We start from the raw sequence: 26,682 nt of genomic DNA on the forward strand, positions 1-26,682 counted from the left end.
TTCACAATCTCATCCTCCAACAATTCTGACCCAGCCTTGGTTGGAATACCGGAGTCATCAGGCAGAACGAAAGTCGCCTCAAAAAGGAAAACCAGAAGAAAGGGCAACCCACATCAAGCCAGCAGCAGTGGAAGCACCAACGGCAAAACCAGTGATGGTATGTCAAGCATCACCATGGATAAAGCCTCCAGCCAGGATAGAGAAGCGGTCGTTCGTAGAAGCCGAATCGGGGTGGCTCTGCCCGAGCCCAGCTTCATCTGGCCCTCAGTGAACGATGCCATCAGACGTATGGCGGCTGAGCAATTCGGACTGGAGGTCGTGGCCAAGGAAACCTCCTATGAGACCTTTCCTGAGGTAGATATTCTGGAAGATCTGGCCACTGATCCACAGATGCTTGGACTGATCGTGGCCCCAAGCATTGAACCGGATGTCGCGCCGGAAACCTGGCAATGGCTGACCGAGTGCCAACTGCCAGTAACCATTCTGGAACGCCATCCGCCACAGTGGATGCCCGGTTTCTTCGACTCGGTTCATACCGACCATCCAGCCGGAGTCCGCCGGGGACTGCAGCACTTCCGTCAGCACGGCCACCACCGGGTGGGACTGGCTCTGGGCAGGACACCCACCGCAGGCGATATCGAGCTGGGCTGGCAGCTGATGATGCGAGAAGGAAACGGGCTTGAACAGACCTTCCTGCTCAAGGACAAGCAGCCATATGCAGCCGAGGATGTCGAGCAGATCGTCCAGACGATTCTCGACACACACACAACGGCTGTCCTGGTCCATCCGGATTACCTGTCCATCGCTCTGGTCCCGGCACTGGGAAAACGGGGGTGCCGTATTCCCGACGATCTATCCATGATCACCATCGATGGCTACACCAAGCGCCTGACCGTCCTGCGATCCTCGGCCCAGGATCTGGCATCCGCCGCTCTGCGCCTCCAGGTGCGGCGGATACAAGACCCGGACCAGCGCACCGAGCACGCCTACATAGAACCCGCACTCATCGACAGGGGATCAGTTGCCGACATGGCTGACAAGTAGATAGCGTCTCCCTATGGCCTGCATGGAGCAACTGGCAAGCAGCTGCCCCAAAAACCGGTCAAGGCCAGAGTGGCCGCAATAACCATGTAATCGATGAATAACCAGCCAATGAATGCGCAAGCAAAGTCCGTCAACCCACAGCCAACAGCCTCCAACAGGCAAAAGCCCCTCAAACAGGGAATCCCTGTTGGTCGGCAATTAAAGTTCACGCACGATGCCCAGCACCAGCCTGGCGGCCGTGTCGGCATATTCAGAGATGTCGAACTCGCGGAAAACCTCATAGTCGGTATCGGCGTTGTCGCTCAGAGCACGGATGACCAGAGCCGGGACCTTGTTGCGGGCCGCCACATGGCAGACGGCCGCCCCCTCCATCTCGACCGCATCAGCCCCGGTCTGCTCCTTGACCTGGGCGATCTTCTCCGGGCTATCCACAAAGTAGTTGCCTGTGGCAATGGTGCCGACGATGTGCTTGATTCCCATAGTATCCAGAGTCCGGCTTGCCAGATCCAGCAGGTGGGGGTCCGAGTGGAACTCCTCGGTTCCTGGGACCGACTGGGCCACCAACCGCATGTCCGTGTCCAGATAGCGCAGGGTGCCTCCAAGAACCACGTCGTTGATGTGCAGCTCCTTGTTCAGGTTGCCTGCAATGCCGGAGAAGATGACGGCCCTGGGATGGAAGGCATCAATCAGATACTGTGTGGTGGCGGCGATGTTGACGGTGCCCATGCCGCCCACGGTGGCAGCCAATCGAACCGGGCCCTGCGACCCATCAAGGGTGCCACATATGACTTTCAGTCCAGCATCACTGGCGTGCGGATCCTGATCCGCCTGCTTCAGGCCTTGGCCAATCAGGGCCACTTCCTCGTCCATGGCTCCTATGACGACAACCGGCCGTCGATCTTCACCCTCCAGGGAACCGTCTGTTTCACTCATGCCTGACTCCTTATCCATGATTTCACCTGCGACTGCGGCCCGACCAGCCTACTGCAAGCCATGAGTCAACGAGCCGTGCTACGACGACGTTCCACTGCCTCTGCCAGCTCCTTCAGCAGATCCTCAGTGTCGGGCCAGGAGATGCAGCGGTCGGTGATCGAGCACCCGTAGACCAGTTGGTCCAGCGGGGCCGGCTTCTGATTGCCGCCACGTATGAAACTCTCCATCATCAGCCCGGTAAAGCCCTCCTCGCCGTCGCCTATCCGCTGGGCCAACTCATGGACAACCTGGATCTGACGCCGCTCATCCTTGCCGGAATTGCCATGGGAGGCATCGATGAGCAGTCCGTGGGCAGCCGCGCTGTCCTTGGGCATGCGCTGGCGAAGTACGGCGAGAGCCGCGCGCACCGAATCCTGATCGTAGTTGGGGCCGGACTTGGAGCCGCGAAGGACCAGATGGCAGTCGGGGTTGCCCATGGTCGCTACGGCTGCGGCCTGACCCTCGTGGTCTATTCCGAAGAAGGTGTGGCGCTGAGAGGCCGCATAGCAGGAGTCAATGGCCACATCCACGCTGCCGTCCGTGGCGTTCTTGAAACCGATGGGCATGGACATGCCGCTGGCCAGCTGCCGATGGACCTGGCTCTCCGTGTTCCGAGCACCGATGGCCCCCCAGCTGACCGCATCAGAAATGTACTGGGGTGATGTAGGCTCAAGGAATTCAGTGGCCGCCGGAAGTCCGGCCTCCAGCACACCCAGCAGGATGCGCCGTGCCAGAACCAGTCCCTTCTGGATGTTGTGGCTGCCGTCCAGGTCGGGGTCGTTGATCAGCCCCTTCCAGCCGACCGTGGTCCGGGGCTTCTCGAAGTAGACCCGCATGACAATCAGCAGCCGATCCTTCAACCGATCATTGACGGCCGACAGACGACGGGCATAGTCCAGCGCAGCATCGGGGTCGTGGATGGAACAGGGGCCCACAATGACCAGCAACCGGTCGTCCCGCCCATGCAGGCAGTCCACAATCTCCTGCCGGGAGCGGATGACCAGGTCCTTGGCCGGTCCATCCAAGGGATATCGGGTCAGCATCTGCGCGGGCGAAGGCAGGCGGTCAAGCTCAAAGACCCGCCTGTTAACGATCCGGCCTATGCCTACCTCGTCCTCCCACCTGGGCACGTTCCCGGTCTGCAGGGGGTTGACGCCGGCCGCCAGCGCCTTGTGCACCAGTTCAACCTCATAGGCCTTGCTGGGTCGGGGCAGAGGCTCCTGTGGATCATCCTTCATCCCACTCATGCCTTCATCCTTTCCCTACGGGCTTGCACGGCATCGGCCAGGATCTGCAGCAGTTCCTCGGTCCTGTCCCAGGCGATACAGGAATCGGTGACGGACCGACCGAAGACCAGCTGATCCAGTGGGGCCGGCTTCTGGTGACCGCCCTCAAGAAAACTCTCCATCATGATCCCCGACAAGCCCTGCTCGCCCTTGGCGAGACGGTCTGCCAGCTCCTCGACCACCTGGGCCTCGCGTACGGGGTCCTTGCCGCAGTTGCCATGGGCTGCATCCACAATCAGACCCCGGCATGCACCAGGACCCAGCGGTGCCTGATGCAGGACCTCCAGGGCGGACCGGACGGATTCCGCATCGTAATTGGGCCCATGACTGGAACCGCGCAGAATAATGTGGCAGTCGGGGTTGCCCATGGTCTCCGCAGCGATGACATGACCGTCCAGGTTGATGGACAGGAAATGATGCTCGGATGCCGCAGCCAGACAGGAATCGACCGCAGCCTCTACACTGCCCTCGGTCGAGTTCTTGAAGCCCATGGGCATGGACATGCCGCTGGCCAGCTCCCTGTGGACCTGGCTCTCCGTATTCCGAGCACCTATGGCCCCCCAGCTGACCGCGTCGGAAAGATACTGTGGGGTGATGGGATCCAGCCATTCTGTGGCCGCCGGAATCCCCTGGCCCAGGACCTGCCAGAGCACTTGACGGGCCAGACGAATCCCCTTGCGAATGTTGAATGTTCCATCCAGGTCGGGGTCGTTGATCAGCCCCTTCCAACCGACCGTGGTCCTGGGCTTCTCGAAGTAGACCCGCATGACAATCAGCAGCCGATCCTTCAACCGCTCATTGACGGCCGAGAGACGACGGGCGTACTCCAGAGCAGCCTCCGGGTCGTGAATGGAGCAGGGGCCGGTGATGACCAGCAACCGGTCGTCCCTGCCATGCAGAACATCGCGAATGGCCTGGCGGGAGTCCCGGACCAGCTCCATACGCTTCGAATCCAGGGGCCGCGAGCGCAGAAAAACCCTAGGTGCCGGGATGGGATCCAGCTGACGAATGTTGACATCCACTGTTTCGGGAAAGACGGCCGTATCGGCAAAATACTGCCGCTCCTCTTCCGGGATGATATCCGGTTCCTTGACGAATGCCACGGTCGCTCTCCTCTCTGTCGCGCTACGACGATCATGCCCGAATTGCTTATGACCGCCCACATCCGGGTCAATGTGGACAGTCCGTTCCCGCGACCCCTGTAGACCACGGGAGCGAACAGTCAGATAGGTAAGCTCAGGCCAAGGCACCCATGGGGTCCCAGGCGGGCAGCATGATGGCCTCCTGGTCGAAGGCCTTGCGATACTCCTCGGACAACATGGACTTGGGTACAGCCACCTCATAGACATACTGGCTGAACCAGTCGTCGCTCATGGTGAAGTAGCCCTTGTTGGCGATGTCCCCACCCCAGGAGTTCTCCACCCGCCAGCGGTTGGTGGTCCGACCGTCATCGGCCACGTCCACGCCCACGAATGCCATGGCATGGTTCTGGGCCGAGTCGCCGAAGCGCACCCGCTGCTCCTTGTCCATATCGAAGTCCACACCGTAGACCCGGCCGTACTCGAACAGGTCGGTTGCCCACTGACCGGCCTTGCGGTCCATCATGGGGTGGCAGTCGGCGCCGAACCAGACCGGCAGACCCTGCTCGCTCATCAGACGACGGGCACAGTCCTTCATGACCTCAACCGGGACATTCAGGTACTCGGTGGGGTCGCCGCCGGCCACGTTGCCCAGATGCTCGATGCCGATCTTGCGACCCTTGGGGTGCTCGGGGCGCGGATCGTCAACCAGGCAGACATAGTCCTCAAGCCCGGCATTCACATAGCGCTTCCAGAACTCCTGCGGGGTGATCCGCCCATCCCGGTGGAAGACGCTGTCCTTGTCGGTCCACTCCCAGTCGAAGCTGGTGGGCGGGGTGCCCAGATGAATGGTCAGGATACGGTGACCGGCCTCCAGGGTCCGGTCGATGATCTCATCGATTCCGTCCGGTTTGGCCACCATGTGAGCCGTGGCCTGATGGAGCAGACGACGCAGCTGATCGTTCATCTGGCTGGTGTTCTGGGAGGAGGCGGTCTCAGGATAGTACTGCTTGGGCACTGCGCCGTACTTCTTATAGATGTTCATGGCCATGATCCACTGGCCGCCATCGCCCATGGCATCGCCCATCAGGAAGCGCATGAGCTGGGAGTCGACGGGCTCGCCCGCACGCACCAGAGCCCCCACGTCGCGCAGGAAGTAGTTGACGCGCTCAAGCTTGTCATAGTACATGGCGTAGTTCTGGGACAGCTCGAAGTCGCCCATGGGGTTGGCGGTGCTTTCGCCGTCAATGTTCAGAGCCTTGCGGGCAACGAATCGAGCTACATTCAGCGAGCTGAAGAGCCAGCAGCGGCCCGAGTGCGCCTGCGAGGTGACCGTACCATTGTCGATGCTGACCGAAAATCGGTGCTGGAGCAGGCGGGAGCGATTATAGTTGTGGGCCACTTCGTCAATGCCTACCTGAGTGACGGCGTTCATGGCGACGTGGTTGGCCTCGCGCTCATCGAAGGCGGTGCGCAGGCCCTCCAAACGGGTCTGATCCAGTGGTGTCAGTGCTGATGTCATACGGTTTATCCTTGTTTCCTTTCATGCGGATGTATCTGCATCCCTGCATCCAGCATAGCGGGAATCGGTCATCGAGGGTTCGCCTGGAGGAGGATGTGGACAACTGTACCTATCAAGCCAAGGAGAAGCGCTGGGCTGCATTGACCACTGCCAGGACCACCAGGACGGCCAGCCCAAGAGAGATCCAACCCTTATAGGTTCCGTGACGTGAGCGGTTGGCGCGCAGGTAGTCTGCCAGCTGTCCACGAATCAGCCAGAGGACGACCAGTCCCCCAACCAGGCCCAGAATGGTCATTCCTTGGTTGATCATCGTGCCGGTGCGGGCCGGCACCGTCTGGGTCAGCCACATCATGGCGTCAGCCAGGACCAGGTTGTTGAAGATATGCAGAGCCATGGACCAGAGGATGGAGTATTCCATGGCGATGAAGCCCAGGACCAGACCCAGCAGGAAGGTGAACAGACTCTGGGTGATGTCCCCGTGCAGACAGGCGAAGATAAAGGAGGAGGTGACGATGGCGAAGGTCCGTCCGAAGGGTCTGAGCCTGCCCATGACCACGCCGCGCAGCAGGAACTCCTCGACGACGGGGACCATGATGGCCGTGTCCAGAGGCGACAGGAACCCGTGCTGGCCCGCAGCGATCTGGGAGGTGGTGGAATGGTAGACCAGCCCCAGGGCCTGGGATCCCTGGTTGACCACCCAGGTGAAGCCCGTCTCGATGCTGCTGGCCAGCATGATCAGCAGGATGGCCCCGATCAGCACGGCCGGACCGGGATTGGTCCGAGCCCTGTACTGTACCGGGTTGGAGCCACGGCCGAGCAGGTCCTGGCCGCGAGTGCCGAAGAGAAAGACCAGCATAACCAGATCGCCCAGCAAATCAGCTAGACCTGGCTGACGAGCAATGCCCAGGGCTGCTGCCACCGAGGGTAGATTCAGAACTCCCGCAATCAGATTGGCTACCACCAGGTACACCAGAGCATAAAGAGATTGCAGATCCACCCCACGACGCACCTGGGCACTCCATGAGCGTACAGGTCCTTCGGATGCGCTCGACCCTCTCTGTCTGCCCGCATCCGTCTCGATCGAATCTGTGGCAGACACATGTGATGATGCGTGCTGTGAATGCTGCATGATGCTCTCCCAACCCTGTGACCTCTGGCCTGCACCCTTTCACCACTGACTCTAGGCCACGGCAGCGGTTCGGATCGAGATTGACGCCCATGCCGGTTCGGCATGGGGTCACGCAATTTCCAGGAAGGATGGGAAAAAGAAAGGCCGGCTTCCAGATCATGCCTGCAAGCCGGCCTTGGCGAATATGGACGTTCGCTGATCAGTCCCGATCGGTCGGGGTCACGTCATCGTTGATGGGCGGAATGACCGTAGTCTCCTGGTCCGTGACCGCCTTCTCCACCTGTCCATCCTTGGCCTGGACGGATGCATCAGGCAGGACGCTCGGTGCCGGGGAGGGCAGGACCTGGGTCGGCATATTGGCCGAGGACCGGACAGCCACAGCTGCGCTGGCTTCATCTTTGGCATCCTTGACGGAATCAGCTGCCGCATCATCAGCCGCCAGGTCATCGGCCGGTTGGCTCTCTGCGACCGAATCGACCGAAGTCTGAGTGGCTTCTTCCTGGTTCTCGGTGACGGGCTGACCGACACCATCATCCTCGCTTTCGGCCTTCGGAGCAGGCACAGGTAGCGGATCCGCGGCAGGTACAGCATTGACTACGGGAACACTGGGAGCCTGCCCCTCGTCCTCGTCATTGACCACAGCCTCATCGTGGAAGCCATCGAAGTTACCGAATGACTTGGAGAAGATGTTCCGCAGCTCGTCAACCCGGGAGGTGATGGTGGCTTCCCGGTGCTGCAGCTTGGTGATGTGGTCCTTGAGCCCGTCCAGTTCAGCCTGGGCGGCCTTGCGATGGGCCTCGACTTCGTCCTGGGCGCGCTGCTTGGCCTCCTCCAGCAGCTGGCTGGCCTTGCGTTCGGACTCCTCGCGCTTGAAGGAGGCGAACGAATCGGCATCCTTGCGGGTGGCCTTGGCCTGTTCAATCAGCTCCTGGGACTCCTTCTCGGTCTTGACCCGCCGTTCCTCAAGGCTCTTGAGCAGCTCGCCCACCTTCTTGGTGGCATCCTCCTGCTGGGCGGCGATGTCGGAGCGGACCTGCTCGGCCTCGGCGTTCACCTTGGCCATGGTCTCGGCGCTGGTGACCTTGGACTCGTCCACGATCTGCTGGGCCTCGGACTTGGCCTTGTCGGTGATCTCCGAGGCCTGCCTGCGGGCATCATTCAGGCTCTTGGAGACCTGCTCACGCACGTCGGCCAGCTTTTTGTTGGCCTCGGCCAGGGCCTTCTGAATCTGATCGTTGGCATCCTTCTTGAGCTTGGCGATCTCCTCGTCGCTCTTGCGCCGCTTGTCGGCGATCTCCTTGGCGGCCTTGGCCTTCTGCTCGGACAGTTCCTTGTCCTGGGTGGCCTTGCTGGTGGCCAGCCGCTTTTCGTGCTCCTCGCGGGAGTTCTGCAGCTCCAGATCCAGGGCCTGACGGCGTTCCGCCACGACCTTGTCTGCTGCGGACTTGCTCTGCTCGCTCTGCTGCTTGGCGGTGGTGGTGACGGTCCTGGCTTCGTCGTTTGCTGCCTCGACGATGGACTTGGCCTTGGCGTTGGCCTCGTCCACGATGTGCTTGGCTTCAAGCTGGGCCTCGTTAACCAGGGTCGTCGCCTTCTCCTGGGCGGAGGTCTTGGTGGACGCCGCATCCTGCTTGGCGCGGTTGAGCAGCTCGGTGCTGGTCTGCTCGGCCGAAGCCAACAGCTGCTGGGCATTGGCTCCAAGGGAGGCGAAGGAGTTGCGCGGCTGTTCGACCTTGCGAGACTTGGCCTCCTGGAGTTCCGCCTCCAGCTTCAGAATGCGGTCATCGTCAGCCTTGATTTGCTGACGCAACCGGGCCAGATTGCTCCGCGAGGCCGCCAGGGCCTGGTCGACCCGCTCCTTGTCATAACCTCGCAGGACAACGGGAAACTGATCTTCGGCCATGGAAACACTCCTCTTCGCCACCAGGACATGCCGGCCCGTGACAAGAATGTCTTCGGTCCGGTGGATTTACCTCGACTCTACCCCATGGCAGGCCAAAATTCGCCGTCTGACCTGCCGCCGACACATTGGCCTTACATACCGGTCTCAGGCAATAAGAATAGGGCTGGAGGAGGGCCTGCGATAGTAGCGAATGGTCTCGTTGACCACCTCGCGCACAGCCTGTATCTGCTGGTTCAGGGGCAGGCCGCACTCCTGACCGCCGCTTTCGTTGACCAGGGGAAGGCTGACGAACCCGGCCAGGACATCCTTGTGTCCTGCGGCCCATGCCAGCAAGTTGTAGAAGAGCGCGTTGCAGACATAGGTTCCCGCGTCCGAGCTCAGCGTGGCGGGAATGCCACAGGTGCCGAAATCGTGCAGGATGGCCCTCAAGGGCAGCCGTGTCCAGTAGGCGGCCGGACCCTGGGGGTCGATGGGCTGACGGCTGGCCTCGCGGTCGTTATCTTGAGGCTCCTGCTCCCCTAAGTTCTCACGGTCGTCAGCGTCGTCCTCCTTGAGGTTGACGGCGCAACGCTCCATGGCGATGCCGCGAGCCCGACGCTTGAGACCTGTGGCGATGATGATATCGGGGCGCACCCGCTCTATGGCCTCATGCAGTATGGGCCAGGCCTTGGCGAAGCTGACTGGCATGGTGACGGAGGAAATAGCCAGGTCCACGCCCTCCAAAGGGTCCTCCTCGGTGGGGCCGACAGGGCGCATGCCCTCCATGCCATGCTCGGCCAGAGCCTGTGAGACTTCATAGGAGGGGTTGACGTCAACACCCTGGTAATGGTCGTATCCGGCTACGATGACCTTGATCTGCTCCATGTGCCCCATGGTACACAGGGCTTCACCCCGCCAGGGAGCGCGCTATCCATTCAGCCATGGGCATGTCCGAGGGCAGGGTGATCTTCATGTTGGTCACACTGCCGGTCACGATGGCCACCGGCTCCTCGGGCAGGTGGTCCACCACGACCCGGGTGTCATCGGTGGGGTGGAAGTCGGGGTCCGCGGCGGCCAGGTCGTAGGCCTTGCGGAGGGTGCTGAAACGGAAGGCCTGTGGGGTCTGAGCCCTGAACATGTTGTCGCGGTCAGGCACCTGGCGCACCACCTTGCGTTCGCCCAGGTCGCCGGCCATCAGCATGGTGTCGGTCGAGGCCACGGCCACGGTTGCGGCGTTGAAGGCATCCAATGCATCGATGCAGCCATTGATGGACTCCTGGCTGACGAAGGGACGCACAGCATCGTGGATGAGCAGCTTGGCATCCTGGGGGATCTCCGCATCAGCCAGGGTCTGCAGGGCCGCTTCGGTGCTGTCCATGCGCTCGATGCCACCCTGGATGACCGTGCGGACCTTGTCATAGGTGTCATCGCCCACAATGGCCTCGACAGCCTCCCGCACCCGATCGTTGACCACGACCAGGATGTCGGTGACCCGGGCATTGGACTGGAAGGCGTCAATGGACCAGGTGATGATGGGTTTGCCACCCACCTGCACCAGCTGCTTGGGGTTGCTCTCGTCGAATCGAACGCCCAGCCCGGCCGCCAGAATCACCGCCACAACCGGCTGAATCTGCTCCTCCGACTCTGCGTTACCCTGACTGACCTCGGACGGGGCTGCCGATGCTCTGCTCTCACTCATAGACTCAACGGTACCCATACGAAAACACAGATAGGTGCAGACCCGGCGCTATCTGCACCGAACATCTGCACCCGAGGCCTGTTCCTGCTGCCAGGGGCAGGATCAATCAGCACACAACGTCAGTCATCGGCCAGAATGAGGGCCAGCATGCGACCCTCCCCCGTCTTGCTGGCCAGCGAGGCCCGGCGGTGGGAGTACCAAAGCGGATTTTCCAGCGTACACAGTGGTCGCCGCAATTCCTCGAGACGCTTCGACAGGGAGGGACCCTCGCTATCCTGGCTGCACAGCTCTTCCAGGTCCGGGTCCTGACGCAGGTAGCTGGTGGCGGCACCGACCCTGTGGGCGGAGTCTACAATATTGGTCACTCCTGCCGCCTTCAGCTCCATCATGGCTGCAGCGGCGATGTCGATGGCGATTCCACCGAATCGGCATGGTCCGGATGCGCCGGGGAAACGCTTCTCGAAATCATCGGCCAGTTCCGAACCCACCTGATAGCAATCCGCACAGATTCGAGGCCCCAAGGTTGCCACGATCCTGGACGGGTCGGCTCCCTTGTCGGCCATGGCCTGGACTGTTGCCGGAATGACTCCGGCAACCAGACCACGACGGCCGCAGTGGGCCGCCCCCATCACGCCGACCTGAGGGTCGGCCAAAAGCACAGGAAGGCAGTCGGCAGCGAAGATGCCCAGGGCCAGGTCACGCCGGGTGCTCACCTGAGCATCGGCCTCGCAGCGTCCCTGGGGCTGACCTTGGTCGGCATCCCAGACCCGGGCTGAGTGAACCTGGTCCACCAGAACTATGGGACGGTCCAGCTGGCGGCCCAAGGCCTGACGGTTGGCAGCCACCGCCTGCGGGTCGTCACCGCCCTTGCCACCTAGATTCAGCTGGGCATAATCGCCTGATGAGACCCCGCCCAGCCTTGTGGTGTAGACCACCTTGATCCCTGGTGCCAGGGCTATGGGAATGGTGACTGGGATGGGACGGCCCTGATCGTCAAGCGAGGACAGGGGGCTGCTGTCCAGCAGGGTTCGTTCCCGATCCCAGGCTTCGCTCTGAACGCCCTGGACGTTCTGCTCGCTTGGTTGGGGCTTGCGGCTCATGCAGTCGCCGCCCGGTTCAGGCGGTCCATCTCGTCCTCGCTCAGTCCCATGTCAGCCGCCTGTAGGGAATCCAGAATGGTGGCCGCCCTGTGAGCCCCGGGAACCACAAAGACGTTGCTGTTCTGGGACAGTTCCCAGGCTAGGACCACGCGCTGGTGGGAGACACCGCGCTCCCGAGCCACCTGCCGGAAGGCATCATAACGGGTTTCGTCCTTGGGCGCTCGGAAGCCTCCCAGGGGGCTCCAGCAGACGAAGGCCAAACCCAGTTCGGCCGCATGGTCCAGCTCCTGGCGGGAGCTGGTGAAGGTAGGCGAGAACTGATTCTGCACGGCTACGAGGTCATCGCCCAGAATCTTGCGAGCCAGGTCCATCCGCTCAATATCTACGTTGGAGACACCCAGGGCCCGGGCCACGCCCTGCTTGGCAAGCTCAGCCATGGCCTCCAGGGACTCCTGGTAGGGCACCTGCGGGTCAGGACGGTGCATATAGAGCAAGTCAATGGTATCCACGCCCAGGGCCTGAGCGGACTCCTTGGCGTGCCGGATCAGGCTCTCCGGCCGACCGTCCACAGCCCAGGTGGGCCGTCCGTCAGTGAAGTTGCGGTAGTGCCCAACCTTGGTGGCCACCAGCACGTCCTGACGGGGGCCCTTCCAGGAGTCCAAAGCCTGGCGAACCAGTCGCTCGTTGGTCTGTTCGGGGCCGCCCGATTCGTAGTATGACCAGGCGGTATCCAGATGTCGACAACCGGCATCCAGGGCCTGGTGGATGACGTCGATGGCCGTTGCCTGGTCCGGTTTGCCCTCGATGGACAATCCCATGCAACCCAGTCCGACCGCTGTCGTAGTAAAAGGCCCCAAGGCCCGCATCGACGATGTCATGCATGTACTCCCGTCTTGTAGATTGAGGCCGGCTTCGACACCGCCGGCCTCCCATCGAGCTTAACTGGCGGCCCGGTCTCAGCGGCCGCCGAAGGATCCGCCACCGGAACCACCGCCGCCACCGTCGAAGGAGCCACCGCCGTCGCCAAACCCACCAATAACACTGCCAGAGCCGTTGCCGCTGGCCATGCCAATCAGGCCGCCAATCTGGTCGAGTCCCTGGGTCAATTGAGTACCCAAATCAATCACGCCACCTTGGCCGAGCGCTGAATTGACAGCCAATGCTTCAGGGTCACTCAGGGAGGAAGCCGCCGCAACATCCTGGCTGTAAGGCAGGAAGGTCCAGTAGAGCAGGCTGCCGCGCGCATTGTCATTCAGCCAGTCGGAGTCGGTCAGTTCAGGGCTGGCCTGTGCCAGCTGAGCGACGACCCGGTCGCTTATGCCGAAGGCCGTAGCGTAAACCAGGTAACGGTCCCAGAGCACCAGATCCTCCACACCCCGGTGGCTAAAATCGCTGAAGTCAAGCAGATAGCGCCGAAGTCCCGACACCTGGCCGGCCATGGGCTGTCCATTCCTGCTCAGCACCCGCCAACAGTTATAGCGCAAGGAGAATGTCACCACAGCCACCAGAAGCATGGCCAAGAGCGCACGTACCAGTACGGTGCCCGGCAGGAATCCGGCCAACAGAATGAAAGCAGCCAAGAGCACAGCCAGGAAGGCAAAGATCCCTACATTATGACGATAGGTGCGCAGGTCGGCTTTGTTGGTCTCATACTCGACAGCCTGGTAGAAAGCATCCAGGTAGGCCCTGCCATTATCGGATTCAGTCTTGGCGAAGAGCGCAATCATCTCATACAGGTCGAAGCGTTTATTCTCGGAGCCGATCATAGTGGAGGCACCTTCCAGCATGCTCAGGCAGGCTTCCTCGCTTGAGGACAGGGCCAGGGATGCTCGATCCTTGCTGCAGACCGGATTGATGACCACCTCCATGGACTGCTGTTTGCCTTTGAGCAGCAAGCTCCTCACCTGGGTGGTCACGGATCCTTCGCCGAAACTCGCCCGGTCCTCATACTTGACGGGAACAAGAGCGATGGCCCGCTTGGAGGCCAGGGAGAGAATGGTTGCTGACAATTGCCTGCCAATAGGGGATTCTCGGGTCAGCATCACATCGTTGATAACGGCGGCCACGGCGGGTGACAGATCAGGAGGCTGACGGTAGTAGATGATATCGCCTTGGTACTGGGAGTCTCCATAATTGCGGAAGGACCGCCAAAGCATCACTGCAATCAGCCCGATAGCAGCCAAGAGTACCAAGACGCCCGTCAAGAGTCCGATCCTCGCCCGTCTGGTCTGCTCAGCGTGCCAGTGCTCGTACTGCGGACGCTCTTGCCCAACAATACGGTCGCGTGCCGGCTGAGAATCGGTCCTGACCACCGAGGAAGTCCTCCCCGCATCGAAGAGCACCACCAAATCCAGATGCTGGCCCGGCTTGATGTGGTCTGCGGAGAATCGGATACGGCTGTCATCCACCACCTGGTAGGAACCCCTGCCAGCGAAGTGCAGCCAGGCCTTCGCGTCCTTGCCCTTCTCCGTTCCTGTCTGCTTGGGCAGCTTGACATTGGCGCTCACATGCTCAACGGGAATCTGGTTGGTGTCTCCCACGGGCTCCCATTGGAATTCGGCCACATCGGGATGGGCAGTGGTGACCCCGTGGAAGGTCATGTCGATGCGGAAGCGCCGACCTGAATCCTTGGTAGTCTGTGGAATGTTCCAGCCCAGCTCCACTTGGCATTGATTGCCCAGATCGCCGCAGGCGGACCCTTGGCCCGCATCGCCCGGCTTGTAGGATTTCAGCCTCCAGTCCGAGACCATGCCCATATACCAGGTGCCGGCCCAGTTCTTGTCCCAGTCGTGAATGTACTTGACATCATCAGGATACTTTAGCGGGTTGGTCTGCCTATATGTGGAGCCATTAGTCAGGTCAGTAACGCTTACGTCGCTTATGCCGGTCAGCCGGTCAGGCTTGATCTGATAGCGCTGGTAGAGCTCCCGCCAAGGGCGTTTTTTGCCGTTGTCGTCCTCGCGGGAATTCATGGTGACAGTCAGGGTCTGACTGATACGCAAATCCCCATTATTCAGGACCTGGACATCATAATCCACCGAATCGTATACCAGGTCGGGACGATTCCTGTTGGAGATATACAGGACAGCGAGGCACGTCACCAAGGCTGCCACCAGAGCCAGCGCCAAGGCCCCGAGAAAGCGTGAGGTGCTCCAGGAGGGATGACCCGAGGCGGGATGTTTCGAGCCCGCCTTCCTGGAGGAGGCCGCTGGGGCGCTCACTGTCCGAAGTCCACAACGGGCGCCTGACGGCTACCCTCGTCAGCCTGGAAGTACTGGGCCTGACGGAAGTGGAAGAGGGATGCGATGATGTTTGAGGGGACCGTCTCGATGCGGGTGTTCAACTTCTGAACCACATCATTGTAGAACTGCCTGGCGTAGGCGATCTTGTCTTCCAGGTCCTTGAGCTGACGCTGCAAGTCCAGGAAGTTCTGGTTGGCCTTGAGCTCAGGGTAGGCCTCCGCCCGAGCCATCAGAGTGACCAGGGATTGACCCAGCCGTTGCTCAGCAGCGGCACGTGCCTGCATCTGGTCCCCGCCAGCCGTCTGGGCCTGGGCTTGGGCCACGTCGGCGCGGGCCTTGGTCACCTCCTCCAGGACGGTGGACTCGTGTGAGGCGTAGCCCTTGACCGTCTGGACCAGGTTGGGCACCAAATCGGCACGCTGTTTGAGCTGGACGTCAATCTGGGCCCAGCCATTGGCCACGCGGTTGCGCAGATTGACCAGACCGTTGTAGATACCGATTCCCCAGATGACCAGCAACACGACCAGCACAAGGATGATGATGAGCACGATCATTGATACGGACATGCCATCATTCTCTCACTCAATTCAGAAGAGACAAAAACGGGGACCCCGTCCAATGGAACGGGGTCCCCGCATCAGTGGGAATCAGTCCTCACTGTCGAAGGGATCGAAGTCCCTGCGTACGCGGCGACGGGGACGCTCTGAGCGCTCCTCCCGGTCGGCCCGGTACTCGTCGTAGTGCTCGTCGGCAGCGTAGCGCGGATTCTCCCTGCGGCCACGATAGCCGCCACGTCCGGAAGAGCGACGCTCATGACGACCGCCACGATCACCGCGGTCATCACGGTCGGCACGGCTGCTACGGCCGCGACGCTCGCCACGGCCACGGCCGCCACGATCCTCATCATCGTCGCGGGAGACCCGACGACGATCACGACGGGAGCCACGGTCCTCGTCCTCGAACCAGTCTCCGCCGTCCTCATAGTCACGGTCGCGGCTCTGACGACGGTGCCGGGGACGATCCTCCTGGTCCTCGTCGTCGTAGTAGCGATCATCACGCTCGGAGCGGGAACGGCGCGGGGCCTCATACCGATCCTCACGCTCAGAGGAACGGCTGCGGCGATCACGACGATCACGGTCACCACGACCGCCACGCTCACGACGATCGCCACCACGGTCACGACGGTCTGTGCGGCCGCCGCGATCACGGCCGCCTGCCGACTCCTGGTCCTCGAAGCCGGGGATGGCCAGAGAGATCTTGCCGCGGTCGTCCACACCCTGGACGACGACCTCGACGGTGTCGCCCTCCTTGAGGACGTCCTCCACGGAGTCGATGCGCTCACCGTTGGCCAGGTTGCGGATCTGCGAGATGTGCAGAAGCCCGTCGGTGCCAGGGGTCAGATTGACAAAGGCGCCGAAGCTGGTGATCTTGACCACCTTGCCGTTGAAGGTCTCCCCCGCCTCGGGCACGTGCGGGTTGGCGATCTGGTCGATGACCTCCTTGGCCTTGGCCGCTGCCTCGCCGCCCTCGGAGGCGATGTAGACCGTGCCGTCGTCCTCAATGGAGACGTCGGCACCGGTGTCCTCCTGGATCTGGTTGATCATCTTGCCCTTGGGTCCGATGACCTCACCGATCTTGTCGACAGGAACCTGGGTGGTGATGATGCGCGGCGCATAGGGGCTCATCTCGGCGGGCCCGTCGATGCACTCGTTGATGACGTCCAGGATGGTGGCCCGGGCTTCCTTGGCCTGCTGCAGGGCGGCGGCCAGGATGTCGGCGGGAATGCCGTCCAGCTTGGTGTCCAGCTGCAGGGAGGTGATGAACTCGGAGGTGCCGGCCACCTTGAAGTCCATATCGCCGAAGGCATCCTCGGCGCCCAGAATGTCGGTCAGGGTCTTGTAGGTGGGCCGACCGTCGACCTCGCCTGTGACCAGGCCCATGGCGATGCCCGCCACAGGTGCCTTCAGAGGCACGCCGGCAGCCAGCAGGGACAGGGTGGAGGCGCAGACGGAGCCCATGGAGGTGGACCCGTTGGAGCCGATGGCCTCGGAGACCTGACGGATGGCGTAGGGGAACTCCTCACGGCTGGGCAGAACCGGGATCAGAGCGCGCTCGGCCAGGTTGCCATGGCCCACCTCGCGGCGCTTGGGCGAACCCACGCGGCCGGTCTCGCCGGTCGAATAGGGCGGCATCTCGTAGTTGTGCATGTAGCGCTTGGTGGTGGGCCCGGACAGGGCGTCGATGGTCTGCTCCATCTTCAGCATGTTCAGGGTGGTGACACCCAGCACCTGGGTCTCACCGCGCTGGAAGAGGGCGGAACCGTGTACGCGGGGCACCACGTCCACCTCAGCGGACAGGGTGCGGATGTCGCGCAGGCCACGGCCGTCGATGCGGTAGTCCTGGGTCAGGATGCGGCGACGGACGATCTGACGCTGGAGCTCCTTAAAGGCGTTGCCCAGCTCCTTGTCCTTCTCGGCATCATCCATGTCGGTGAACTCGTCGGCCAGAGCCTCGCGGACCTTCTCCTTGATCTCGTGGATGCGCTCCTGGCGGGGCAGCTTCTCCGCGATGGAGAGGGCCTGGTCCAGGTCGGCGTGTGCCACCTGGTCGATGCGAGCATAGAGCTCGTCGGTGTACTCGGGGAAGAGCTGGAAGTCCTTGGTGGGCTTGGCGGCCTTGGCCTTGAGCTCGCTCTGGGCCTCACACAGAACCTTGATGAAGGGCTTGGCAGCTTCGAGACCCTGGGCGACCACCTCTTCGTCGGGCTTGATCTGGCCCTCGTCATAGATCAGGCTCCAGGCGTTCTTGCCGGCGCCTGCCTCGATCATGGCGATGGCAACATCCCCGCCCTCGACCACACGGCCGGCCACGACCAGCTCGAAGACGGCGCGTTCGCGCTCGCTCCAGCGGGGGAAGGCCACCCACTGACCATCAATCAGGGCCAGGCGCAGACCCGAGACCGGACCCTCGAAGGGCAGACCGGAAATCAGGGTGGAGGCGGAGGCCGCGTTCAGGGCCAGCACGTCGTAGGCATCCTCGGGGTTAACAGCCAGGATGGTCTCCACAACCTGGACCTCGTTGCGCAGGGTGTGTGGGAAGAGGGGGCGCAGGGGGCGGTCAATCAACCGGCAGGCCAGGATGGCCTCGTTGGAGGGCCGACCCTCGCGACGGAAGAAGGAGCCGGGGATCTTGCCCGCGGCGTACATCTTCTCTTCCACATCAACGGTCAGCGGGAAGAAGTCGTAGTTCTCCTTGGGGCTGGATCCGGCGGTGGTGGTGGACAGCACCATGGAATCGTCATCAAGATAGGCGGCTACTGCCCCATCCGCCTGCTGGGCGAGACGACCCGTCTCGAAGCGCACCGTGCGCTTGCCATATGATCCGTTATCGATCGTGGCTTCTACAGCCGTGATTTCGGGACCCTCCATAGGGTTCCTCCTTTTGTCTACTGCTTGTTTACTACCTGATGTCAGGATGCTCGGCATCAACTTACTGCCGGATATCCTTCTACTTCGGTCTGGTCCTGCCGAACCCCGTGTCCGGCTATCTTCATTCCTTGCGGGCCAGCCTTGCATTCTCAGTTCGGCACCATCTTCTGCAACCCCATCCCGGGGTTAACGGTGCCTGGTTCAGTCATGCAAAAGCGCCCGAGCGCTAGGCCCGGGCGAAAGCATGCATATCAGTGGCGTAGTCCAAGACGCTCCACCAGGGAACGGTAGCGGTTGATGTCCACCTTCTTGAGGTAATCCAGCAACCGGCGACGATGGCCGACCATGAGCAGCAGGCCGCGACGCGAATGATGGTCGTGCTGATGCTGCTTGAGGTGCTCGGTCAGGTCGGAGATGCGCTTGCTCAGCAGAGCCACCTGGACCTCGGGGGAACCGGTGTCACCCTCGTGGGTCGCGTATTCCTTGACGATTGCCTGCTTCTGCTCACTCGTAAGAGCCACGGCTCCTCCTCTTGCATTCTTCCGTTACGCGGTGCACCAGCCCTATGCTGAAGCGCTCTCGATCCGCGGGCGAAACACGCCAAAAGTCAATTATACACATTTTGCGGACCAAGCAAACAGTGACGGAATCAGCAAAACAAAGGAAAGCACACCGAAGATTGGATTGGCGCCAATGAGGAATGAGCCATTTCACTCCGATGTAGCGAAGATGTCGCACTGTGTTGCATGAACCGACCGTGATTTACCGTGTAGTCCTACCATAGGTTGTTAGAGAAGTTGAAGGAAGGCAACTTCATTCATCCACCGAAGAGGGCACCTAATGAAACAATCCGAGCAGAACTCCATCAAACCAGAAGATACCATTCTTCCTTTGGGATCCGTGGTGAAAACCAGAAGAGACCCGGGTACCCTGCTGGTCATCATCGCCCGCGCTCCGTTGACAGTCATGCATGGAACAACGGGTTACTTTGACTATGGTGCCGTACAATTCCCGTATGGCATGACCGATCCGGCCAAGATCATTTTCTTCAACCGCCAAGACGTGACGGAAAAAGTGTTCATGGGATATATCAACGCCGAGGAACGATCCTATGAACAAAGGTTTGATGAAGTCACCAAATCAACCTCCTACCCCCACCTTCATCTTTGATTCAGTTACCGGTCACATAGGACATACTCGATAAAAGGGATAGAGGGGAGAAGACCAAAAACGACCTTGACGGATGCGTTGATGAAGCAACCGCCTAGGCCATGCAACTGAGCACGTTGAACCGCTCTCTCATGGTCGGCGATTTTCTTCGGTTTTGAATCATTGAGCGGCATTGTTGATTCCTTCGGCACATACTGACAACAGGCAGCTACCCAAGACGCTATGGCTCATGGCCTGATCACTGCCTCTGATGGTGTTATCGGTGCTGCAGCATGAGCTGCCGCTGGAGCAGTTGTGGGATTCAATCGCCCCTGCACCAGGTAGGATTGTAGGAGCTGGAATTGGTTTAGTCGTAGGATACCTCGGTACAGTAGCCGGCAACGCTTTTTACGACGATTCCGTCAATCGCGGGAATGGAGATGACAGTGGGGCCATATGAAGGACAATCTATGGTAGCTTTCCCACTGTCTCCTGCATCGCCATGTGCGCGGCTCGGATTGAAACCGGGGATGATATTAGTGGGGGCGTACTGATGTTGTACCTATTGATAGATGTCGCATTAGGCTCTCCGGCGATGCTGGTCTGGTTGTTTGTGTTGATGTCGTTCAATGCGTGGAGGTCGAGGCGGCTGATGGACCGCGTCCTGGCGCCCTACCTTCTGGCGCGGGGCCTGTGCCTGCAGACCTTCCAGGGGCATGTGTGGCGGCGGCGCGGCAGGATCGGCCGGCCCCGGCCCGGGCAGGTCCTGCCCCTGGGCTCCCTGGTCGTCCTGGCCGACGGGCCTGCCACCGTATCCGGGGCCTACAGAGGCACCGGATGGTTCGACAGGCTGGGAGAGGACGGGCTAGTGGTCCGCCTGGTCGGCCAGTATGTGCAGCCACCCGAACAGACCACCGGGTCATCCGGTCCATGGTACGCGGGCAGGATCTGCTCCGTGGGCGGCGTTGCCTGCGGACCCGGCGTAGTTCCCGGGGGCGACGCTCCCCTGCCCGAGGTCGGCGTCGGCCACACCCCCGACCCCGGCCTGGTCATCTTCACCCAGGACCAGGTCAGCCTCCTGGCCTGGAAGGGACCCGACAACCCCGTCACCAGGCTCCTGCGCGCCCGCCAGGTTCGCGCCCTCGCCCGCGATCACCGGCGGGAGGACCAGGTTCGCCGCCGGACACGGCCGATGCCGAACTGGCACGCCAGCCGCCCCGCATGGTGGCGCTACGAAGCCATCGGCTTCCTGCCCGACCGGTTCACCCGCGTCTACTGGGACCGCGTCCGCAACCAGCCCGTTAAGGCCCCCATGCGCTACCGGACCCCGGAAGCCAGGGAATACAACAGAAGACACTACTCCGTCCCCTTATCCGTCATCGCGCTGATCGTCATCATCTTCATATCCGCCTTAAAAATAGCCCGCGCATGGCACCGCTCCGAACCGTACCATCCACTCCAGGGCGGCGATGTCCTCCTGGGCATGCCCCGACGGACCACAGCGATCGTCAGCTGCGTCCTAGGCCTCGCCATCGGCGTCGGCGCATGGGTTTGGGCCACCCACCGGCAATTCCCCCAACACCAAATGACCCCGGCCAGCAGCCGCGAACTCCAAATCGCCCTCGACAATTACTGGATCGGCATGCGATACATCACAGGAACTACCATCCCCTACACCATGCATGTCCTCGGCTACAGCGTTTACATCCTGGTGCCGCTCATGCTCCTCACTGATTTCTTCACCCTTCCCGAATGGGTCCATACCCTCATGGGCTGGCCCTTCGTCGCTCTGTTTGTGACCTGCGGGAGCCTAATCATCATAGATACCTCCTACGCCGAGCGGATAGCCAAACGCCTGGATCGGGAATTAGCCGAGTAAAGCCCATATGCATCAGCCCCCTCCCCCGTGGTCAATTGCGCTTTGGTCTTACGTTCGCACCTCTTGACAGCGTGCGGACAGGAATCAACCCAAAACCACAACTGACAGTTACCGACACCCATCGTGCAGCATATTCTGGTAAATTCAGCGATCCTATGATTCATGCCGCGGTGATGAGGCCTCCGAAGAGGACGATGGCGATGGCAATCAGTTCAATGATGAAGAACATGGACAGGGCCGACCAGCTGTGAGTCAGCGTGTTCCAGGGGGAATCCTTGCGCACGCAGACCAGGATGGCCACAAAAATAACGGCAAAGACCGCCACGCCCAGCCCGGCCGCGATGATGCCCAGATTGGCCGCGTTGGCCAGGATGGCCTGATGCTGGTAGACGACAAAGGTGCTGTACCAGAAGTTCATCTTGAGCAGACAGAGGCCGGCGATCAGCTGTTCGGCTGCCAGGCCCAGCACGAAGACCACCCGCCAGAACCAGGAGGACGACTCGATGATGGACATGCCGATGCCCATAAAGGTCAGCACGGTCACCGTCCAAGCGATCAAGGCAATGCCACGCGGATCCAGAACCGAGGCATAGTGGAGCACGCCCTGGGTATGGTTGATGGCCAGCGAGCGCCCATATCCATAAGGAATGACGATGGCCAGGAGGATCGCCAGCGCGAAGATCACCCAGCGGACCGGGCGAGCACGGCGCTGCTCAATCTCAGCCAGAGAGTATTCAGAGTCCGGAATGGTCGCCTCAGGATGAGCCGAAACCTTGTTCACTGCGGTCGCCTCATCCGGATGCGGTTGCACGACTGCGGAATCCGTTGCCTCGCTTCTGCAGGATTCCGCGCCATCCGCATCGTCGAATTGCTCCATCGGCGACCACACCTCCAAGTCCGCTACTCGTGGACACATCGCCTACAAGCTTATACCGGGAGGCGCATCCGCACCCAGGAATACCCGGGCCGCGTCTTCTGCCCAACCGATCATGCGCATCTGAAAACCATAGCAATCCGTGTGCAAACACTCTGCTAGTCATCTGCAAAGCGGAAATGGGTGCCTTGAAGGCAGAAACAACTTTCAATCAGGACGCATCAATGCGATTGCTGGGACTGAAGAAGAATCAAACACTCATGTTCGAACCATGAAGCGGTCATGGATGCTCCCCGGCGCTCCTATAGCGCTTCCTTTACTAATTGCAGCAATATATAGGAGCCCCGGGATGAATCAGTCGAACTGCCTGATGCCGAGGACATCGTAGAAACTCACCTTGCTATTGCCGCCGAAACCAGCACCATAGTTCGTCCCATAGTATGTCCGATCCGACTGGATCATTTTCCTGTCCTCATCATCCAGCGAATCCCAGACCCGCCGTTCGGTCTCATCCATATCATCAGTAATGGGATAGCATGACGCGTAACTGTTGATCCGGTCATCAGGAATATGGTCATGAGTGGTGCAGGCCTTATCCTTGGATGCCATTTTTCTCATGAAATCCTCATCCATAGCCATTCATCTCCTCTCATATTTGTGTTCCTGAAGGGCATCATCCGATGGCCCGTGGGATCATTCCTGCAGATGCGGGGAACACCAGCAGTATTTGTATACTCCTAAACTGTTGAGGTCCACTTCTTTGTATCATCCTCGCGGATGTAGGGAGCACAAGTTGGCAGTCCGTGTCGCGGTACGCTGATTGGGATCATCCCCGCAGATGCGGGGAGCACGTGTCGGAACCGAGCGGCAGTAGGAAATTGCCGGGATCATCCCCGCAGATGCGGGGAGCACCATTATATATACCGCCTTATCTGCCAAGAATTAGGATCATCCCCGCAGGTGCGGGGAGCACAACCAGGTGGCTAACCGGTTCAAGTGGAATCACGAATCATCCCCGCAGATGCGGGGAGCACAAGCGTCCCATGTGACGTTGCACAGGGAGATTGGGATCATCCCCGCAGATGCGGGGAGCACAGCATCCATAAGATGGTCGTCGCCATCCTTGGGGGATCATCCCCGCAGATGCGGGGAGCACCGTGTTGATAAGACCCGCAGTGGTCGCCCCGTAGGATCATCCCCGCAGATGCGGGGAGCACTATTGGCGCATCACCTCGCCACGCGCACCACTGGGATCATCCCCGCAGATGCGGGGAGCACACCTCCTCGACAGTGATATGCAGTTGGTCGAGCGGATCATCCCCGCAGATGCGGGGAGCACCGGGACAGACCTTCGAGCAATGGGCCCAGACCGGGATCATCCCCGCAGATGCGGGGAGCACGCATCCGGCAAGATCGACACCTTCGAGGACGGCGGATCATCCCCGCAGATGCGGGGAGCACTGGATCGTATGCCATGCAGAATTTTCGTAACGAGGATCATCCCCGCAGATGCGGGGAGCACTCTTTCCGCCAAACGGCTTTATCTGCTGACCTTGGATCATCCCCGCAGATGCGGGGAGCACGTGGGCGTGGCAGCCGTCAAGGCCTTCATGGACGGATCATCCCCGCAGATGCGGGAAGCACGAACCACATTACTGTGTGCATTGCGGACAGCGGGGATCATCCCCGCAGATGCGGGGAGCACTGCCGCGAATGAACTAAAGTTGAACGACCATAAGGATCATCCCCGCAGATGCGGGGAGCACTACCGGTATCCATGGTTTCCCCTTTCCTCGCCAGGGATCATCCCCGCAGATGCGGGGAGCACCCGGAAAGTACAGGATACACAGACTGTTCAGGAGAATCATCCCCGCAGATGCGGGGAGCACGCCGGCCTCTGGTGTTGTGCGCATCTGCCGTCCGGATCATCCCCGCAGATGCGGGGAGCACAGAATGATTTTCGGCAGATTTTCATACGCCATAGGATCATCCCCGCAGATGCGGGGAGCACGCAAGCTGATGGAAGGCAGAACCATTAAAAAGGGGATCATCCCCGCAGATGCGGGGAGCACGAAATGAATTGTATACAGCAAACGATGCGAATGGGATCATCCCCGCAGATGCGGGGAGCACGCTGAAAAGTCCATCCGTCGTCATTACAAGGACGGATCATCCCCGCAGATGCGGGGAGCACGATAATCTGGATTTGGACATGGAGGGACCGGAAGGATCATCCCCGCAGATGCGGGGAGCACTGTTCCGCATTCGCCTTATCAATTTTTGAGTCAGGATCATCCCCGCAGATGCGGGGAGCACGCGCCCGGCTTGATTGCGGATCGCATTCAAAAAGGATCATCCCCGCAGATGCGGGGAGCACCTTATTTTGAGATTCGCGGAGAGACAGAAAATAGGATCATCCCCGCAGATGCGGGGAGCACTAGTCGGCGGACGGGGACACCCCGTACCCGGGGGGATCATCCCCGCAGATGCGGGGAGCACGATATGAGCCGGCAGAAAGACAAAGGAACGAAGGGATCATCCCCGCAGATGCGGGGAGCACCTCGTGGCAGGTCCTCGCAGATCGGGCATTTGGGGATCATCCCCGCAGATGCGGGGAGCACTGGCACACCACCTTTCAGCAGATAAGCGGCCTAGGATCATCCCCGCAGATGCGGGGAGCACAGCTTATCGCCGTCAGTCCTGTCCAAGTACTTGGGATCATCCCCGCAGATGCGGGGAGCACTCTATGCTGATCTGCCGGGGTCGTTTTGGCGGAGGATCATCCCCGCAGATGCGGGGAGCACAGTGCCTTGGATACGGCCTGAGCTGTATCGAGCGGATCATCCCCGCAGATGCGGGGAGCACCCCATCATCCGATTCTTCATAGTGGGTGACTGCGGATCATCCCCGCAGATGCGGGGAGCACGCCTTGAAGGCTGCTCGTTCTGACATCCATACGGGATCATCCCCGCAGATGCGGGGAGCACGCAAATCACTTGTGAAATACTTCAATGTGTGCCGGATCATCCCCGCAGATGCGGGGAGCACTGCGTGCTGCCGCCGGAGAGCATGAGCGCGGTGGGATCATCCCCGCAGATGCGGGGAGCACGAAAATTCAGGTATCTCCCAGCTAGGCATGCAGGGATCATCCCCGCAGATGCGGGGAGCACACCAAAACCTCACCAACTCATTTAGTCTCGGCAGGATCATCCCCGCAGATGCGGGGAGCACCAACGCCTATCTGCATTTTTGGTCGGCCAACGGGGATCATCCCCGCAGATGCGGGGAGCACATACCGGATGATGATACTCATCTCTACCACCCAGGGATCATCCCCGCAGATGCGGGGAGCACCCACCCGCTCACAAAAGCAGATGGACATGTTGCAGGATCATCCCCGCAGATGCGGGGAGCACGTCTGGGCGTTGTAGCACCCCTGATAGGAAGTGGGATCATTCCCGCAGATGCGGGGAGCACGGAGGCAGGGGATGTGGTCATGTGGCGTGGCGGGGATCATCCCCGCAGATGCGGGGAGCACCGTCCCCCAAATTCCCATAAAACAAGATTCAAGGGATCATCCCCGCAGATGCGGGGAGCACGGTCGGGGAGCGTGGGCCGAGTCCCCTTGGTCCGGATCATCCCCGCAGATGCGGGGAGCACGTTTCGGTTCCTTTCGGGCTGACTGGGAATGCGGATCATCCCCGCAGATGCGGGGAGCACGACTCGGCAGCCGGAGGCCCGCATGGCATGCTGGGATCATCCCCGCAGATGCGGGGAGCACATGCTCACCAGACGGGTGTGGACCGGACTGCCAGGATCATCCCCGCAGATGCGGGGAGCACCCTCTAGCTGCAGAATGATCGAACTCGAACATGGGATCATCCCCGCAGATGCGGGGAGCACGGTCTGCATGTCGTCACCACACTAAGTGTCACAGGATCATCCCCGCAGATGCGGGGAGCACTTATTTAGGCTATCCACGTATGACTTACAGGCATTAGTAGAACAGAGGATCATCCCCGCAGATGCGGGGAGCACATCTCCACTCCTACGGTGACGCTGGATGTGACGGGATCATCCCCGCAGATGCGGGGAGCACAATTTTCGATTGATAACCAAATCGATGAAGACAGGATCATCCCCGCAGATGCGGGGAGCACGTCTTATCAGAAGTTCCAGAAATTGTTGAATCAGGATCATCCCCGCAGATGCGGGGAGCACTAAAACTGACCTCAGACCAACCCATATGCACCGGGATCATCCCCGCAGATGCGGGGAGCACTCCTCCGTGAATGCATACCGTAGCTGACTTTCGGGATCATCCCCGCAGATGCGGGGAGCACGTAGAGGGGGCGACTCGATAAATGGCTGGCAAAGGATCATCCCCGCAGATGCGG

At 60.8% G+C, this 26,682-nt stretch carries 19 protein-coding genes and 1 CRISPR repeat array (1 of these 20 running past the window's edge); of the genes, 3 read left to right on the forward strand and 16 right to left on the reverse strand.

Annotation, left to right across the window (positions count from 1 at the left end):
• The first annotated feature begins 159 nt into the window (after nucleotides 1–159).
• Nucleotides 160–1,044 carry a substrate-binding domain-containing protein gene (locus GKC41_RS02580; RefSeq protein WP_229281565.1) on the forward strand — a complete coding sequence of 295 codons (885 nt, stop codon included), beginning with the start codon at nucleotides 160–162 and terminating at the stop codon, nucleotides 1,042–1,044.
• A 198-nt stretch (nucleotides 1,045–1,242) separates the two neighbouring features.
• On the opposite strand, the gene mtnN is transcribed toward GKC41_RS02580, so the two are convergent.
• From mtnN to rpsO, 14 genes are all read right to left on the reverse strand, one after another.
• Nucleotides 1,243–1,977 (reverse strand): 5'-methylthioadenosine/S-adenosylhomocysteine nucleosidase, encoded by a 735-nt coding sequence (gene mtnN, locus GKC41_RS02585; RefSeq protein WP_154312809.1) that lies wholly within the window; start codon nucleotides 1,975–1,977, stop codon nucleotides 1,243–1,245.
• 65 nt (nucleotides 1,978–2,042) lie between these two features.
• Nucleotides 2,043–3,182 (reverse strand): 3-deoxy-7-phosphoheptulonate synthase, encoded by a 1,140-nt coding sequence (locus GKC41_RS02590; protein WP_418904382.1) that lies wholly within the window; start codon nucleotides 3,180–3,182, stop codon nucleotides 2,043–2,045.
• 77 nt (nucleotides 3,183–3,259) lie between these two features.
• Nucleotides 3,260–4,381 carry a 3-deoxy-7-phosphoheptulonate synthase gene (locus GKC41_RS02595; RefSeq protein WP_418904383.1) on the reverse strand — a complete coding sequence of 374 codons (1,122 nt, stop codon included), beginning with the start codon at nucleotides 4,379–4,381 and terminating at the stop codon, nucleotides 3,260–3,262.
• A gap of 157 nt (nucleotides 4,382–4,538) precedes the next feature.
• Nucleotides 4,539–5,903: a C1 family peptidase gene (locus GKC41_RS02600; protein ID WP_154312811.1), complete on the reverse strand. Its 1,365-nt coding sequence runs from the start codon at nucleotides 5,901–5,903 to the stop codon at nucleotides 4,539–4,541.
• A gap of 112 nt (nucleotides 5,904–6,015) precedes the next feature.
• Nucleotides 6,016–6,912, reverse strand: a complete 897-nt coding sequence (locus GKC41_RS08990) for a CPBP family intramembrane glutamic endopeptidase (protein WP_195760124.1) — start codon at nucleotides 6,910–6,912, stop codon at nucleotides 6,016–6,018.
• Between the two features lie 319 nt (nucleotides 6,913–7,231).
• Nucleotides 7,232–8,935, reverse strand: a complete 1,704-nt coding sequence (locus tag GKC41_RS02610) for a cell division protein (protein WP_154312813.1) — start codon at nucleotides 8,933–8,935, stop codon at nucleotides 7,232–7,234.
• Between the two features lie 144 nt (nucleotides 8,936–9,079).
• On the reverse strand, nucleotides 9,080–9,799 hold the full coding sequence (locus tag GKC41_RS02615; RefSeq protein WP_029678109.1) for a pyroglutamyl-peptidase I: 720 nt from the start codon (nucleotides 9,797–9,799) through the stop codon (nucleotides 9,080–9,082).
• A 22-nt stretch (nucleotides 9,800–9,821) separates the two neighbouring features.
• Nucleotides 9,822–10,613, reverse strand: coding sequence for an IspD/TarI family cytidylyltransferase (locus tag GKC41_RS02620; protein WP_154312814.1), 792 nt, complete (start codon nucleotides 10,611–10,613; stop codon nucleotides 9,822–9,824).
• Nucleotides 10,614–10,732: 119 nt separating this feature from the next.
• The gene (locus GKC41_RS02625) at nucleotides 10,733–11,713 is read right to left on the reverse strand and encodes a polyphenol oxidase family protein (protein WP_154312815.1); all 981 of its coding nucleotides are present in this window, start codon (nucleotides 11,711–11,713) and stop codon (nucleotides 10,733–10,735) included.
• Complete coding sequence (locus tag GKC41_RS02630) at nucleotides 11,710–12,591, reverse strand: aldo/keto reductase (RefSeq protein WP_154312816.1); 882 nt, start codon at nucleotides 12,589–12,591, stop codon at nucleotides 11,710–11,712. Before GKC41_RS02630 ends, GKC41_RS02625 begins: the two co-directional genes overlap by 4 nt.
• A gap of 78 nt (nucleotides 12,592–12,669) precedes the next feature.
• On the reverse strand, nucleotides 12,670–14,934 hold the full coding sequence (locus GKC41_RS02635; RefSeq protein WP_154312817.1) for a DUF2207 family protein: 2,265 nt from the start codon (nucleotides 14,932–14,934) through the stop codon (nucleotides 12,670–12,672).
• Nucleotides 14,931–15,521, reverse strand: a complete 591-nt coding sequence (locus GKC41_RS02640) for a LemA family protein (RefSeq protein WP_154312818.1) — start codon at nucleotides 15,519–15,521, stop codon at nucleotides 14,931–14,933. Before GKC41_RS02640 ends, GKC41_RS02635 begins: the two co-directional genes overlap by 4 nt.
• An 81-nt stretch (nucleotides 15,522–15,602) precedes the next feature.
• Nucleotides 15,603–18,383, reverse strand: coding sequence for a polyribonucleotide nucleotidyltransferase (locus GKC41_RS02645; protein ID WP_154312819.1), 2,781 nt, complete (start codon nucleotides 18,381–18,383; stop codon nucleotides 15,603–15,605).
• Between the two features lie 251 nt (nucleotides 18,384–18,634).
• On the reverse strand, nucleotides 18,635–18,904 hold the full coding sequence (gene rpsO / locus GKC41_RS02650; protein WP_024626835.1) for a 30S ribosomal protein S15: 270 nt from the start codon (nucleotides 18,902–18,904) through the stop codon (nucleotides 18,635–18,637).
• 319 nt (nucleotides 18,905–19,223) lie between these two features.
• On the opposite strand from rpsO, the gene GKC41_RS02655 reads away from it, so the two are divergent.
• Nucleotides 19,224–19,553, forward strand: coding sequence for a DUF4176 domain-containing protein (locus GKC41_RS02655; RefSeq protein WP_154312820.1), 330 nt, complete (start codon nucleotides 19,224–19,226; stop codon nucleotides 19,551–19,553).
• Nucleotides 19,554–20,184: 631 nt separating this feature from the next.
• Nucleotides 20,185–21,411, forward strand: a complete 1,227-nt coding sequence (locus GKC41_RS02660; RefSeq protein WP_154312821.1) for a hypothetical protein — start codon at nucleotides 20,185–20,187, stop codon at nucleotides 21,409–21,411.
• A 160-nt stretch (nucleotides 21,412–21,571) separates the two neighbouring features.
• On the opposite strand, the gene GKC41_RS02665 is transcribed toward GKC41_RS02660, so the two are convergent.
• Nucleotides 21,572–22,288, reverse strand: a complete 717-nt coding sequence (locus tag GKC41_RS02665) for a hypothetical protein (protein ID WP_154312822.1) — start codon at nucleotides 22,286–22,288, stop codon at nucleotides 21,572–21,574.
• Nucleotides 22,289–22,639: 351 nt separating this feature from the next.
• The gene (locus tag GKC41_RS02670) at nucleotides 22,640–22,924 is read right to left on the reverse strand and encodes a hypothetical protein (RefSeq protein ID WP_229281566.1); all 285 of its coding nucleotides are present in this window, start codon (nucleotides 22,922–22,924) and stop codon (nucleotides 22,640–22,642) included.
• Nucleotides 22,925–22,975: 51 nt separating this feature from the next.
• Nucleotides 22,976–26,682: direct repeats of the CRISPR family, unit length 28 nt; unit sequence GGATCATCCCCGCAGATGCGGGGAGCAC (it continues 1,166 nt past the right edge of the window).

Source organism: Bifidobacterium asteroides (assembly GCF_009683175.1).
Taxonomy (GTDB): Bacteria; Actinomycetota; Actinomycetes; order Actinomycetales; family Bifidobacteriaceae; genus Bombiscardovia; species Bombiscardovia asteroides_H.